Below are 14,479 nucleotides of genomic sequence, written 5' to 3' on the forward strand. Positions count from 1 at the left end.
TTACTGGCCGCCACCCTTGCCGCCGGCGCCGCCCTGCCCTCCGGTGGTGGGGTACGGGTCACCGGTGGGATTGCCGCCGGGTACCGCGGGTTCGGGAAATTCGCCGTCGCCACCGAACCCGCCGGCACCGCCGAGACCACCCTTCCCGCCGACTCCGCTGCCGAGCAGGGGAGCAATACCGTTGCCGCCGTTGCCGCCCCGACCACCGTTACCGCCGGCACCGCCAGAGCCGAGGAAACTTCCCTTACCCCCGCCGCCGGCGTTGCCGCCGATACCGCCGTCACCGGCGTCGAACAGGACGGACGCGTCCGCGCCGTTGCCGCTGTCGCCGCCGTTGCCGCCGCGGCCACCGAAGCCTTGCGTGCCGGTGCCGCCGACGCCACCGGTGCCGCCACGGGCTCCGTCGGCGTTGGCGCCGACGCCGCCGTCGCCACCACGGCCACCGTTGCCCGCATTGCCGCCGTTGGCGCCGGTCCCACCGTTACCGCCGTTGCCGCCCTGACCACCCGCGGGGTTGACGACGCCGCCGACGTTACCGGTGCCGCCGTTGCCGCCGACGCCGCCCTGGCCACCGTTGCCCTGCACGCCGATCCCACCGGTGGCGCCCTGGTTGGCGCCGGACCCGCCGCCGGTGCCGCCGGTCCCGGCGGCGCCACCTACGCCGCCGTCGCCGCCGCGGCCTCCTTGACCGGCTTGTGGCCTGCCCGCGGTTGAATCGCCGCCGTTACCGCCGGTGCCTCCGGTACCACCGGTCCCGCCGGTGCCACCCTGGCCGCCCGCGCCGCCCTTGCCGGTCACTCCGTCTTTGCCGTTGCCGATGAAGCTGCCCTTGCCGGCGGTACCACCTTCACCGCCGGTACCGCCTTGGCCCCCTTGACCGCCGGTGCCGCCGGTCTGTGCGTTGCCGCCGTCACCACCACCCGGCCCCTGGCTGCTGCCGTTGCCGCCGGCAATCCCCTTCCCACCGGTGCCGCCCTTGCCGCCGACGCCGCCGACGCCACCGTTGCCGCCGTCACCGCCGAACGTTCCGGCATTGCCGCCGGCCCCGCCCTTCCCTCCCGATCCGCCGGTGCCGCCCGTCGCGGCGGTCCCGGCCGTGGTGCCGGTACCGCCGGCCCCGCCGGTGCCGCCGTCGCCCCCGTTGCCGATGATTCCGGCGTTGCCACCAGCGCCCCCGGTGCCGCCGGTTCCGGTGATGGTGACGGCGTCGGCCCCGGCACCGCCCTTGCCGCCGTTGCCGCCGCCGGTGCCGTAGTCGCCCGAACCCCCCTTGGCACCCGTGTTCGCACCGGGACCGCCTCCGGCACCACCGGCACCGCCCTCCCCACCGGCCCCACGGTCACCGCCGTTGCCGCCTTTGCCGCCGGTTCCGTCACCACCGGTGAAGGTGCCTCTGGCGCCGTCACCGCCGCTTCCGGCGTTGCCACCGTTGCCGCCTTTGCCGCCGGCTCCACCGGTACCGGCACTTCCGCTGCCACCCGCACCGGTCCCGGCGACACCACCCTTGCCGCCCTGACCACCCTGGCCGCCGACGCCACCGTCGCCGCCGTCCCCTCCGGCCGCTCCGTTCGAGTTCGCCGCATTGGACACGCCGTTGGTGCCGCTGCTGGCGTTTCCGCCGACGCCCCCGACACCGCCGGTGCCGCCGTTACCGCCCTTGCCGGCGAGGTTTCCGCCCTTGCCTCCCGCGCCTCCGGCTCCCCCGGTACCCCCGGTTCCCCCGTCCCCGCCGTTCTGGCCGGCGCCGGCCACCGCACCACCCTGGGTGCCCACGCCACCGGTTCCCCCAGTACCGCCGTTACCGCCATTACCGACGGTTCCTCCGTCGCCGCCCGCGCCGCCGGCAGCGCCGTTGAGGCCGGCGGCCGGCGCGTCGGCCCCCCTGCCGCCGTTGCCGCCGTTGCCGCCGCTGCCGGGAGCGGTGCCGGCCTTGCCGCTGGCGGCGACGCTGCTGCCGCCGCTGCTCCCGCCGGCCCCGGCGGCGCCGCCGACGCCGGGGTTGCCGCCGTTGCCACCCTTGCCGCCGACTCCACCGTTGACGCTGATCGTGCCGTCGCGACCGTTGCCGCCGCTGCCGGGAGTCCCGCCATTGCCGCCGTCTCCGCCCACACCGCCGACGCCGTGCGCCCCAGCCGTGCCTGCCGGCGCGCTGCCGCCAACGCCGCCGGCGCCGCCCGCTCCGCCGTGGCCGCCATTTCCACCGCTGGCGCCGTTGCCGCCGTTTGCGCCGGCAGTGAAGCCGTCCAAGCCGTTGAAGCCGTTGCCGCCGTCGGCTCCCCGGCCGCCCAGGCCGCCGGCACCGCCGGCACCGCCGTTGCCGGCCTTTGCTCCCCCATTGCCCCCGGCACCGCCGGCGCCGCCCGCTCCCCCGTCGCCGCCGTTGCCGGGATTCGTGCCGGAGATGGCAGGGCTGCCGGACATGCCTTTGCCGCCGTCTCCGCCGGCACCGCCGTTGCCGTACAGCCCGCCGTTTCCGCCGGCGCCGCCATTGCCGCCGGCCTGACTGGTGCCGATCGCGTCGGAACCGTGGCCGCCGCGGCCGCCGTCGCCGCCGCTGGTCGGACTGGTGCCCGCGGCGCCGGCCGCTCCGGCACCGGCTTTGCCGCCCCCGCCGCCGGAACCACCCGCGCCGCCGACGCCGGGATTACCGCCGTTGCCGCCGCTACCACCGGCACCCCCGTTGACGCCGTTGGCGCCGTTGCCGCCGTTGCCGGGTGCTCCACCGTTGCCGCCGGCTCCTCCGGCGCCGCCAAGTCCGTCACCTCCGGTGGGGGTCAGCAGGCTGTTCACCCAGCCGCCGGCACCGCCCGCACCGCCGATGCCGCCACTGCCGCCGGCGCCCCCGTCACCGCCCGACTGGCCATTTGCGCCGGCGGTGAGCGGGCTGGCCCCGGTACCGCCACTGCCGCCGTCGCCGCCGTGACCACCGAGGCCGCCTGACCCGCCGGTGCCGATGAACGCACCGCCCCGGCCGCCGGCGCCACCGGCGCCGCCGTTTCCGCCGACCGTGCCGGACACGCCCGCGGGTCCGCCAGTGCCGACGGCCCCGTTGCCGCCGAGGCCACCGGCGCCGCCGTTGCCGTACAGGATTCCGCCGAGGCCGCCGTTACCCCCAGCACCCCCGTGGATCGCCGCCGAAGCACCCCCGTCTCCACCGACCCCTCCGGCGCCGCCCATGCCCAATACCCGCGCGTTTCCACCGAGGCCACCGGCGCCGCCGCCCTGACCGGCACCTCCTGCGCCGCCATCCCCGAACACTCCCGCGGTTCCGCCGGCGCCGCCCGCTCCACCCGGACCGCCCTGACCGGCGCCGCCGGTCCCACCGGCGCCGCCGCTTCCGATGAATCCGCCCTCTCCGCCGAGGCCACCGGCACCACCGAAGCGTCCGTCACCGCCGGCGCCGCCCACGGCGCCGTTGCCGAACAGCCCGTCAGTACCGCCGCCACCGCCGGCCCCGGCTGTCCCGCCGGGCGAGCTCCCACCAGCCCCACCGGCGCCCGGATCACCGAAGATGAATGAATGGCCGCCGCCCCCGCCGTTGCCGGCGACCCCGAGCGCTCCGGCCTGTCCACCGGAACCGCCGACACCGCCGTTGCCCCAGAGCAATCCACCGTTCCCGCCGCTACCGCCGCTGCCGGCCAATCCGCCGGGCGTGGTGGCGGCGCCGCCGGCGCCGCCGACACCGCCGTTGCCGATCAAGCCCGCGGCGCCACCGGCGCCACCGTTCTGCCCGAGCGCCCCGGACCCGCCCGCTCCGCCATTGCCATAGAGGAAACCGCCGGGGGCTCCGGCCGCACCGGTTCCGGGAGCACCACTGGCGCCGTCGCCGATCAGTGGACGCCCGAACAGCAGCTGCGTGGGCGCATTGATCGCGCCGAGCACCTGCTCCTCGACGACCTGCAGCGGGTTCGCGTTGGCCGCCTCCGAGATGGCATACGCGCCGCCGGCCGCATTCAGGCTCTGGACGAAGCGCTCGTGGAACTGTGCAGCCTGCGCGCTGAGAAGCTGGTAATCCTGAGCGTGGGTGCCGAACAGCGCCGCGATCGCCGCTGACACTTCATCGGCGCCGGCCGCCAGCAGATTCACGGTCGGCGCCAGCGCGGCCGCGTTGGCGGCACCGACCGCCGAACCGATGGCGGTCAGATCGACCGCAGTTGAAGCCAACAGGTCCGGACTCGCGATAACAAAGGACATCGGACACTGCCTCTCATCCACCCGGTCAATAAAGCGAAATCCCCGGGAAGATGATCACGACGGGCGGGCAATGCCCGCAAAGTCGAATTGCACAGATCCGGCGAGCTGCACAGTGCACACTGCACACTGCACAGCTCGCGGCAAACCCCTTAGACGGGGCGGGGTTTCGCCCTACGGCGGGCCGCCGGCAGGCTCACTCCTCGTCGAGCGCGGCCAACACCTCGTCGGAGAGGTCGACGTTGGTCCAGACGTTCTGCACGTCGTCGCTGTCCTCCAGCGCATCAACCAGCTTGAATACCTTGCGGGCACCCTCGACGTCGACCGGGACACTCACCGACGGCTGGAAACTCGCCTCGGCCGATTCGTAGTCGATACCGGCATCCTGGAGCGCGGTTCTGACGGCGACCAGATCGGTCGGCTCGGAGACCACTTCAAAGCTGTCGCCGAGATCGTTGACGTCCTCCGCGCCGGCCTCCAGCACCGCGGTCAACACGTCGTCCTCGGTGAGCCCGTTCTTCTCCAGGGTCACCATGCCTTTACGGGTGAATAGATAGGCGACCGAACCAGGGTCGGCCATGGTGCCGCCGTTGCGCGTCATCGCCACCCGAACCTCGCTGGCCGCGCGGTTGCGGTTGTCGGTGAGGCACTCGACGAGAACCGCGACGCCATTGGGCCCGTAACCCTCGTACATGATGGTCTGGTAGTCGGCGCCGCCGGCTTCCTCACCCGCGCCGCGCTTGCGCGCCCGCTCAATGTTGTCGTTGGGCACCGACGTCTTCTTCGCCTTCTGGATGGCGTCGTAGAGCGTCGGGTTACCCGCCGGGTCACCGCCCCCGGTACGGGCGGCAACCTCGATGTTCTTGATCAGCCGGGCAAACTCCTTGCCCCGGCGCGCGTCTTTGACGGCCTTCTGGTGCTTGGTGGTGGCCCACTTGGAATGGCCGCTCATCGGTGCCTCTTACCTCTTTCGCTGGAAAAGTTCGCCTAGCGAGTCTACGTGGCGGCTTCCACGCATCGAGCGTCGCGCCGGGGTGGCACCGCCGGGTCGAGGACAGCCGTCGCGCTCAACATGGGAGCAGGGGGGCCAACCGGCGCCTCGGTACCGGACGAAAAGTCTCATCTTGCGTTGAAATTAGTTTCAACGTATCGTGAAACTAGCGACGAATCCGCAGGCAGTGAGCGAAGGATGCCAATGACAACGGCGATCGTGACGAGACCGCAGTACAGCGAACTACCCGAGCGGATCGTGCCGGCGTTGGCCTCCTACCGACCAGACGCGGGGCGCGTCGAGGAAAGGCTCGCGCGGTTCCGCGATGTGACACCGCGCGACCCGGACGCCGACGGCGCCACCGAGCAACTCGACGGAGTGACCTTCACCCACCGGTTCACCGAGGTCGAGGGAGCTGACGGGGAGACTGTGCGATTCCACTACGTCGAGGCCGGCCCCCCGACCGGTGAACCCGTCGTCTTTCTGCACGGACTGCCGGACTCCTGGTACCAGTGGCACCACCAGATGGCGGCGTTTGCCGGTCGCTGCCGTTGCGTCGCCTTCGATCTCAAGGGCTACGGGCAATCGAGCACCGCGGAGGGCGACTATCGCCATGAGGCGGCGGCCGAGCAGCTGGTGGCCGCCCTGGACCGCATCGGTGTCGACCGGTTCAACCTGATCACCCACGATCGCGGCAGCGTGCAGGGTGACTTCGTTGCCGCCAACCATCCCGACCGCGTGTTGCGGTACGGCCGCGGCGAGCAACACCTCTACCACTTCCACCCCGCGCTGGCCCCGCAGGCCGCGTTGTTCCGGGATTCGCCGTTCACGGGGTTGATGGCCGACCGGACCCGGTTCGTCGTGCTGGTCTACACGTGGATCGGACACATCGACCTCCCGGACGGCGAAATGCGACGGGTGATCCAGGAATTCAGCTACCCCGACATCGACAGGGCGGTCCCCCGTTACTTCAACACCGCAACCTTTCGGACGGAATGGATCGCGAGGCGAACGCGCCTCCTCGATCGCTGGACGTGCCCGGTGATGGTGATCCAGAGCCGCGAAGGCACCATCCAGCCCCGGGAGTATTACCTCGACGCCCGCGACCACATCCCGAATGCGGCCGAAGTCATGGTTCGTTTCGTCGACGCGGGTCACTTCTGGACGCTGGAAGACCCGGCGACTACCACTGCGCATCTGCGCGAACTGCTCGCGCTGCCGGCAGACAACTCGGCGAGCTAGCGGCCGGTCACCATGTCCACGAACATTTGATGCACCCGCCGGTCGCCGGTCACCTCCGGATGGAACGCCGTCGCCAGCACCGCACCCTGGCGTACCGCGACGATGTGCCCCGCCGCCCGCGCCAGCACCTGCACACCGGCGCCGACCCGCTCGACCCACGGCGCCCGGATGAACACCGCACGCACCGTCCCGTCCAGGCCTTCGAACGGGATGTCACCCTCGAACGAGTCGACCTGACGTCCGAAAGCGTTGCGCCGCACCGTCATATCGATCCCGCGTAACGGCAGCGCTGCCCGGCCGTCCGCGCCGGCGTCGAGGATCTCGCTGGACAGCAGGATCATGCCGGCGCACGCACCATAGGCGGGCAACCCGTCGGCCAGCCGGGCTCGCAGCGGGTCGAGCAGGTCGAAGTCGCGCAACAGGTGGCTCATCGCGGTGGATTCGCCGCCGGGTATCACCAGCCCGTCCACCGCGTCCAGTTCGTCGCGGCGGCGCACCGTGATCGCCTCGGCGCCGGCTTCACGCAGCGCGGCCAGGTGCTCGCGGGTGTCGCCCTGCAGTGCGAGCACGCCGATCAGCGGCGCACTCACTGGGTGGTCGGCTGGTATCCGCGCTTGAAGCGGGTCAGCCCCTCCTGCATCACCGCGGCCACCATCTCACCGCTTTGGTTGAAGATCTTGCCCTGGCACAGCGACCGGCCCCCGCCGGCCGACGGCGAGGACTGGTCGTAGAGCAGCCATTCGTCGGCCCGGAAGGACCGCATGAACCACATCGCGTGGTCCAGCGACGACACCTGCAGATGCTCGCGCTCGGCCATGTGGGTGACCTGCGCCGAACCCAGCAGCGTCAGGTCGCTCATGTACGCCAGCGCACAGATGTGCAGCACCGGGTCATCCGGTAGCGGATCGCGGTGCCGGAACCACACTTGCTGTTGAGAAGCCTTGCCCGGCAACAGTTTCAGCTGCTCGCGCGGCACGATGCAGACGTCCCATTCCTCGAACTGCTTGAACCCGGCGTCGTCGAAGACCTTCACCGAGGACAACCCCGGCAGCCCGTCCGGTGGCGGCGCCGCCGGCATGGCGTCCTGGTGGTTGATCCCCTCCTGGTCGGTCTGGAACGACGCCCCCATGCTGAAGATGATTTCCCCGTGCTGAATTGCGTTGACCCGCCGGGTAGCGAACGACCCGCCGTCGCGGGTGCGCTCCACGATGAAGACCGTGGGTTCCTTGGCGTCTCCGGGGCGCAGAAAATAGCCGTGCAGCGAATGAACCTGGTAACGCGGGTCGACAGTGCGCACGGCCGACACCAGCGACTGTCCGGCCACGTGCCCGCCGAACGTGCGCTGCAGGAAGCCCGATTCGGGGCTGAAGACGCTGCCGCGGTAGATGTTGACCTCGAGTTGCTCGAGATCGAGGATCTCTTCGATCGCCACGGACTGTTTTTACCAGCCGCGTTGCGCCAGGCGATGCGGCTGGGCGATCTCCTCGACGTTGATGCCGACCATCGCCTCCCCGAGCCCGCGGGACACCTTGGCCAGCACGTCGGGGTCGTCGAAGAACGTGGTGGCCTTGACGATCGCCGCGGCGCGCTGCACCGGGTCGCCGGCCTTGAAGATCCCGGACCCGACGAACACGCCTTCGGCGCCGAGCTGCATCATCATCGCGGCGTCGGCGGGGGTGGCGATGCCGCCGGCGGTGAACAACGTCACCGGCAGCTTGCCGGCCCGCGCCACCTCCACGACCAGATCGTAGGGTGCCTGCAATTCCTTTGCGGCAACGAACAATTCGTCTTCCGACAACGATGTGAGCCGGCGGATCTCGCCGCCGATCGCGCGCATGTGCGTGGTGGCGTTGGAGACGTCGCCGGTGCCCGCCTCACCCTTGGAGCGGATCATCGCCGCGCCCTCGCCGATGCGTCGCAGCGCCTCGCCGAGATTGGTCGCCCCGCAGACGAACGGCACGGTGAATTGCCACTTGTCGATGTGGTGGGTGTAGTCGGCCGGGGTGAGCACCTCGGACTCGTCGATGTAGTCCACGCCGAGGCTCTGCAGGATCTGCGCCTCGACGAAGTGCCCGATACGGGCCTTGGCCATGACCGGAATGGTGACGGCGTCGATGATGCCCTCGATCATGTCGGGGTCGCTCATCCGCGACACCCCGCCCTGCGCGCGGATGTCGGCGGGCACCCGTTCCAGCGCCATGACCGCGACAGCACCCGCACCTTCGGCGATGCGGGCCTGCTCGGGGGTGACGACGTCCATGATGACGCCGCCCTTGAGCATTTCGGCCATGCCGCGCTTGACGCGTGCCGTTCCGGTTTCGGCTCCGGTTTGGCTCAAAGCCGACTGGGCGCCGTTCTGCTGGCTGTTCACTACTCTCCTTGAATTTCGGGAAGTGACCATCAGTCTAAAGGGGGCCGACAACCGGAATTACCGGCAGCGCAGGCCCGTGGTGCCTTAAGCTCCGCGTTGTTGGCCAGCGAGTTGGGGAGCCTCGCGATGAATTTCGCCGTTCTGCCGCCGGAGCTCACCTCGGCGCGCATCTTCGCCGGTGCCGGGCTGCAACCGTGGCTGTCGGCGGCCGCGTCCTGGGACGGGCTGGCCGCGGAGCTGGATGCCGCGGCGCGTTCGTTCGCGGCGGTCACCTCGGGACTGGCCGACAGTGCCTGGCAGGGACCGGCGATGCTGGCGATGACGCGGGCCGCGGGCCCGTACCTGACGTGGTTGACGACGGCGGCGGCGCAGGCGGGGCGGACGGCCGTGCAGGCACGGGCGGCGGCCGGCGCCTTCGAGACCGCACAGGCGGCGGTGGTACACCCGGCGCTGGTCGCCGCCAACCGGTCGGGCCTGGTCTCGCTGGTGGTGAGCAATCTGTTCGGCCAGAACGCCCCGGCGATCGCGGCCGCCGAGGCCGCCTACGAGCAGATGTGGGCCCAGGACGTCGCCGCCATGGCCGGTTATCACGCGCAGGCCTCGGCGGTGGCCGAGCAACTGGCCGGCGCCTACGCGGCCACCGGCCTGCCCGGGCTCAGCATCGACTGGGCCAAGGGCACCTTCAACCTGGGGTCGGGCAACCAGGGCGTCAACAACATCGGGTTCGGCAACATCGGCAACGGCAACATCGGCGTCGACAACCGGGGCGACGGCAACATCGGCTTCCAGAACAGGGGCAACTGGAACGTCGGGCTCATCAACACCGGCAACCGGCTGATCGGTTACGGAAATCCCGGCGACGGCAACATCGGTATCAACCTGATCGACCTGAAGCCGGTCGGGGGCGGCAGTCCGACCACGTCGGCCCTGCTCATGGGCGGCACCGGGCCCAGCCCACTGCCCTGGTCGGGCTTTCAGACACTGGCGAACAGCTTCATCACCCCGACCCACCCGTCCTACGACGCGCAGTTTCTGGTGACCCCGTCCAAACTGTTCCCGATCACCGGACCCACCAGCCTGACCTTCGACGCCTCGATCGCCGAGGGGATGCAGCGACTCAACACCGCGATCATGAACCTGCACGCGGCGGGCAAGGACACCGTCGTCTTCGGCCTGTCCCAGAGCTCCACGGTGGCGACGCTGGAGATGCGCTATCTGCAGTCGTTGCCGGCGGCGTTGCGGCCCGGGACCGACGAACTGTCCTTCGTGCTGGTCGCCAACCCGAACCGGCCCGACGGCGGCCTGCTGTCCCGGTTCACGGGCCTGTCCATCCCGTTCATGGGGTTCACCTTCAACGGCGCCACCCCTGCCAACGTCTACCCGACCGTCGACTACGCGATCCAGTACGACGGCGCCGCCGACTTCCCGCAATACCCGCTCAACCTGCTGGCGACGGCCAACGCGCTGGCCGGCTTCGCCTACATCCACCCGTCGTACTCGCTGTCGGCCGCCCAGTTCGCGTCGGGCATCGTGCAGCCGGTGTCGCCCGACAGCCTGACCACCTACATCCTGATCCCGACCCACGACCTGCCGCTGCTCAATCCGCTGCGCGCCATACCGTTCCTGGGGAATCCGCTGGCCGACCTGGTGCAGCCCGACCTGCGGGTGCTCGTCGAGCTGGGCTACGACCGCACCGCCTACCAAGATGTGCCGACGCCGGCCGGGTTGTTCCCCCGGGTCGATCCGGTGGTGCTGGGCGCGCAGCTGCAGCAGGGCGCGATACAGGGGGTCAACGACGCCCTGGCGGGATTGGTCTGGCCGGTGCGCTTGCCGTGAGGCGGCGACACTGCGGTCGTGGCCGCGGGACTGCGTACAGATCGCCCTTCCCACCTCGAACCACACCGCTGGCGCAGTCTCGGCGAACAGGGCGTCAGCTGATCGACTGCGGCGCCACGGCATCCCGCGGGGCCGAGTCGACCAGCTGATTGGCCCTCGGCAGCAACTCACCCAACTGCCGCGGGTAGACGATCTCGCCGGCGGCGGCCAGTTCGGCGATGTCGGCCGGCCCGCACCAGCGCGCGCCGTGAATGTAGCTGCGTTCCAGCGCCGTCCGCCCGTCCAGCGTCGGCTCGAACCGCCGGGTGCGGTGTACGAGGTAGAACTCCTCGCTGTCGATCATCGAGCCGTTGAACTCGAAGACCTCGTCGCGCCGCCAGACGGGTCCGATCAGATCGCCCGGCGCCACCTGCAGACCTGTTTCCTCGGCCAGCTCGCGGGCGGCGGCTTCGGCCAGTCGCTCCCCCGGCCTGACCTCGCCGCCGACGGTGAACCACCACCGCGGTGCGTTGGCGATGGCGGGGTCCGACCCGCACAGCAACAGCACCGCGCCGTCCTCGTCGAGCAGCACCACCCGCGCCGAGGTGCGGTGGTTGAGCTTGTCGCCGGTGTGCCGCTGCGCGTGCGGCCGCTCGGCGATCTCGAAATAGGTTGGCAGCGGCGCCCTTCCGCCCAGATGGAACAACCGCACCATGCGCCGCTCGGCCAGCACCAGGGTGTCGCGCACCGCGTCGTTGTGGAATCGGCGGGCCAGCAACACCCGCGCCTCGGCGTCAGCCAACTCGGCCACCAGCGCCGCCGGCACCGACGCCGGGTCCACCAGCGCCAGCGCGGCGGACAGCTCGTTTTCAGCGGTCTCCCGCATGCTGCGGGGCGCCCGCTCGGCGGCGTCGGCCAGCGCCGCCAGCCGCTCCCCCTCGGGCGAGCCGCCGTAGGCATCGATGGCGACCGCGCGCGCCACCACCGCGCGCCGCGCGAGCGCGCTGTCCAGCGCCTGCCAGGACAGGTCGTAACGGACGTTGAGCCGGTCCAGCCGGTTGGCCCGCTGGTAGCCCCAGGCGCCGAAGACCACCAGCACCACGAACAGCAGGACGCCACCGACGATCAGCCACACCATCAGCTGGCCACCTGCACCTTGACCCCCGACCCGGCCACGGTCTCGTAGACCCGCATGATCTGACTGGCCACCACCGACCAGTCGTAGCGGTGCACCGCCTCACTCCCGGCGGCGACGTATCCGGCCCGCAGCGCGTCGTCTTCCAGCACCGTGATCAACGCCTCGGCCAGCGCTTCTCCGTCTTCGATCGGAACCAGCCTGCCCAGCTCTCCGTCCTGCAGCACCCGCCGGAACGCGTCCAGGTCGCTGGCCACCACGGCGGTGCCGGCGGCCATCGCCTCGACCAGGACGATGCCGAAGCTCTCGCCGCCGGTGTTGGGCGCGCAGTACACGTCGGCGCTGCGCATCGCCGACGCCTTGCCGACGTCGTCGACCTGACCCAGAAACTTCAGGTGATCGATGAATCCTGTTGCCTGAGAGCGTAATTCGTCTTCGTCGCCACGTCCCACGATCAACAGCTGCACGTCGGGAAAACGCTGCACCACGGTGGGCATGGCGGCCAGCAGCGTCGCCATCCCCTTGCGCGGCTCGTCGTAGCGACCCAGGAACAGCACCGTCCTGCCCGGTCGCGGATAACCGTCCAGCAGGGGCGCGGAGGCGAACGATTCGACGTCGACGCCGTTGGGAATCTCCACGGCATCCGAGCCCACCGACTCCATCTGCCAGCGTCGCGCCAGGTCGGACACCGCGATCCGGCCGACGATCTTCTCGAACCTGGGCCGCAGCATGCCGCCCAGCACCGACATCGCCACCGACTTGGTGGTCGAGGTGTGAAACGTCGCCACGATCGGGCCTTCGGCGATGTCCAGGGCCAGCAGCGACAGGCTCGGCGCACCCGGCTCATGCAGGTGCAGCACGTCGAAATCGCCTTCGGCGAGCCACTTCTTCACCTTGCGGTAGGTGACCGGGCCGAAGCGCAGCCGCGCCACCGACCCGTTGTAGGGAATGGGGACGGCCTTGCCGGCGGACACCACGTAGTCGGGCAGTGCAGTGTCCGGGGACATCGGCGCCAGCACACTGACCTGATGTCCGCGATCGGTCATCACCTCGGCCAGCTGCAACACGTGCGACTGCACCCCGCCGGGCACGTCGAACGAGTAGGGGCAGACCATCCCGATCCGCATCAGCCGTCCTTCAACCAGGCCTGCCGGTCGTCCGACAGATCCGCCAGCCACTGCGGTTGCAGCATGTGCCAGTCTGCGGGATGGGCAGCGATATTGCGCGCGAACTCATCGGCGAGGGCCTGGGTGATGGCGCCGACGTCGCCGCTGCTGCAGTCCAGCGGCGTCTGCATGTTGCATTCCCAGCCGTCGCCGGAGAACCAGCAGTGCGACGGCAGCAGTGCCGCGCCCGTCGCGATCGCCAGCTTTGCCGGCCCCGCGGGCATCCGGGTGGGTTCGCCGAAGAAGTCGACCTCGACGCCGGTGCGGGTGAGGTCGCGCTCGGCCATCAGAGCCACGATCTGATTGTCCCGCAGCCGGTCACACAGCACCTCGAACGGCGGTCGGTCGCCGCCGGAGTGCGGAATGACCTCGAAGCCGAGGGTCTCCCGGTAGTCGATGAAGCGCTGGTACAGCGATTCGGGCTTGAGGCGCTCGGCGACGGTCGCGAAGGTGTCGTAGGTCTGCGCCAGCCACACACCGTTCATGTCCCAGTTGCCGCTGTGCGGCAGTGCCAGCACCACGCCGCGTCCGGCCGCCAGCGCCGCGTTGAGATTGTCCTGGCCGTGGGTTCCGCTGTCGAGTTGGCGGGTCAACTCGCGCAGATCCATCGTCGGCAACCGGAAGGCTTCCCGCCAGTACCGGGCATAGGACGCGAGCGAGGCGCGCATCAGCGAGTCCGGTACCCGCGCCGGCGTCGTCCCGATCACGCGGGCCAGGTTCTTGCGCAGCTGCTCGGGCCCGCCGTTGCGGGCGGCATAGCGGGCGCCGGCCTCGAATGCGTTGCGCGCGGCGAACTCCGGCAGCACCCGCACGGCGCGCCAACCGGTGGCGTACGCCCAATCGGTGGCCTTGCCGGTCAGCAGGTCGCGAGGCCGGCCGGGCAGTTTCAGACCTACGGATGGCGGTATCACTGCTCGTTCTTTCCTGGGATGGGAATACGGTCGACGGCCCCGGGAGAGGTGCGCACCGCGTACAACCGCTGCCCGCAGGTGATCACGCTCAGGACAGCCAGCAGCCACATGCCGATCGGCAGCGCCGGCGGCCAGGCGACGAACGGGAAATCCGAAACCCCGGCCCCGACCAGCACGATGATCAGCCGTTCCGGACGCTCGATGAAACCACCGTCGCCACGCAGTCCGCTGGCTTCGGCCCGGGCCTTGATGTACGAGATCACCTGGGAAGTGACCAGGCAGATCAGCGTCGCCGCGGTCAGCAGCTTGTCGTGCATGTGAAAGGCGATCCACCACGCCAGCCCGCAGAACACCGCGCCGTCGCTGATGCGGTCGCAGGTGGCGTCGAGCACCGCGCCGAACCGGGTGCCGCCGCCGCGGATACGCGCCATCGCCCCGTCGGCCATGTCAAACAGGGTGAAGAACCAGACCACACACCCGCCGATGAACAGCTTGCCCATCGGGAAGAACACCAGCGCCCCCGCCATCGAGCCGACAGTGCCGATCACCGTGACGAGGTCCGGGGTGAGACCGACCTTCAGCGCGGCCCGGGCCACCGGGTCGGTAGCGCGGGCGAAGAACGCGCGGGACAGAAACGGCAGTTTGCTCATCCGTGCC

Annotated in this window: 11 protein-coding genes; 2 read left to right on the forward strand and 9 right to left on the reverse strand. The window is 70.6% G+C overall.

Going from position 1 to position 14,479, the window contains the following annotated elements:
- Window positions 1-4,194 carry a PE family protein gene (locus ACNQS7_RS06970; protein WP_418011992.1) on the reverse strand — a complete coding sequence of 1,398 codons (4,194 nt, stop codon included), beginning with the start codon at window positions 4,192-4,194 and terminating at the stop codon, window positions 1-3.
- 193 nt (window positions 4,195-4,387) lie between these two features.
- Window positions 4,388-5,143 carry a YebC/PmpR family DNA-binding transcriptional regulator gene (locus ACNQS7_RS06975; RefSeq protein ID WP_310785839.1) on the reverse strand — a complete coding sequence of 252 codons (756 nt, stop codon included), beginning with the start codon at window positions 5,141-5,143 and terminating at the stop codon, window positions 4,388-4,390.
- A 243-nt stretch (window positions 5,144-5,386) separates the two neighbouring features.
- Between ACNQS7_RS06975 and ACNQS7_RS06980 the strand changes: the two genes are divergently transcribed.
- Window positions 5,387-6,424 (forward strand): alpha/beta fold hydrolase, encoded by a 1,038-nt coding sequence (locus ACNQS7_RS06980; protein ID WP_418011993.1) that lies wholly within the window; start codon window positions 5,387-5,389, stop codon window positions 6,422-6,424.
- Here the strand turns inward: ACNQS7_RS06980 and pdxT are convergent.
- The 3 genes from pdxT to pdxS are packed head-to-tail and all read right to left on the reverse strand — an operon-like array spanning window position 6,421 to window position 8,762.
- Window positions 6,421-7,014 (reverse strand): pyridoxal 5'-phosphate synthase glutaminase subunit PdxT, encoded by a 594-nt coding sequence (gene pdxT, locus ACNQS7_RS06985; protein WP_418011994.1) that lies wholly within the window; start codon window positions 7,012-7,014, stop codon window positions 6,421-6,423. The two genes, ACNQS7_RS06980 and pdxT, sit on opposite strands and share 4 nt — an antisense overlap.
- Window positions 7,011-7,856: an acyl-CoA thioesterase II gene (gene tesB / locus ACNQS7_RS06990; protein WP_418011995.1), complete on the reverse strand. Its 846-nt coding sequence runs from the start codon at window positions 7,854-7,856 to the stop codon at window positions 7,011-7,013. The genes pdxT and tesB overlap by 4 nt, the downstream gene beginning before the upstream one ends.
- A gap of 9 nt (window positions 7,857-7,865) precedes the next feature.
- On the reverse strand, window positions 7,866-8,762 hold the full coding sequence (pdxS, locus tag ACNQS7_RS06995) for a pyridoxal 5'-phosphate synthase lyase subunit PdxS (RefSeq protein WP_156452285.1): 897 nt from the start codon (window positions 8,760-8,762) through the stop codon (window positions 7,866-7,868).
- 159 nt (window positions 8,763-8,921) lie between these two features.
- Between pdxS and ACNQS7_RS07000 the strand changes: the two genes are divergently transcribed.
- Window positions 8,922-10,631 carry a PE-PPE domain-containing protein gene (locus ACNQS7_RS07000; protein ID WP_418011996.1) on the forward strand — a complete coding sequence of 570 codons (1,710 nt, stop codon included), beginning with the start codon at window positions 8,922-8,924 and terminating at the stop codon, window positions 10,629-10,631.
- 94 nt (window positions 10,632-10,725) lie between these two features.
- Here ACNQS7_RS07000 and ACNQS7_RS07005 read toward each other — a convergent pair whose 3' ends face one another.
- From ACNQS7_RS07005 to pgsA, 4 genes are read right to left on the reverse strand one after another with little or no spacing between them, the layout of a single operon-like run.
- Window positions 10,726-11,748 (reverse strand): NUDIX hydrolase, encoded by a 1,023-nt coding sequence (locus ACNQS7_RS07005; protein WP_418011997.1) that lies wholly within the window; start codon window positions 11,746-11,748, stop codon window positions 10,726-10,728.
- Complete coding sequence (locus ACNQS7_RS07010) at window positions 11,748-12,872, reverse strand: glycosyltransferase family 4 protein (protein WP_418011998.1); 1,125 nt, start codon at window positions 12,870-12,872, stop codon at window positions 11,748-11,750. Before ACNQS7_RS07010 ends, ACNQS7_RS07005 begins: the two co-directional genes overlap by 1 nt.
- The gene (locus ACNQS7_RS07015; RefSeq protein ID WP_310785831.1) at window positions 12,872-13,822 is read right to left on the reverse strand and encodes a phosphatidylinositol mannoside acyltransferase; all 951 of its coding nucleotides are present in this window, start codon (window positions 13,820-13,822) and stop codon (window positions 12,872-12,874) included. Before ACNQS7_RS07015 ends, ACNQS7_RS07010 begins: the two co-directional genes overlap by 1 nt.
- Window positions 13,819-14,472 (reverse strand): phosphatidylinositol phosphate synthase, encoded by a 654-nt coding sequence (gene pgsA, locus ACNQS7_RS07020; RefSeq protein ID WP_418011999.1) that lies wholly within the window; start codon window positions 14,470-14,472, stop codon window positions 13,819-13,821. Before pgsA ends, ACNQS7_RS07015 begins: the two co-directional genes overlap by 4 nt.
- Between the last annotated feature and the right edge of the window lie 7 nt (window positions 14,473-14,479).

Source organism: Mycobacterium sp. 23, assembly GCF_048287075.1.
Classification (GTDB): Bacteria; Actinomycetota; Actinomycetes; order Mycobacteriales; family Mycobacteriaceae; genus Mycobacterium; species Mycobacterium gordonae_B.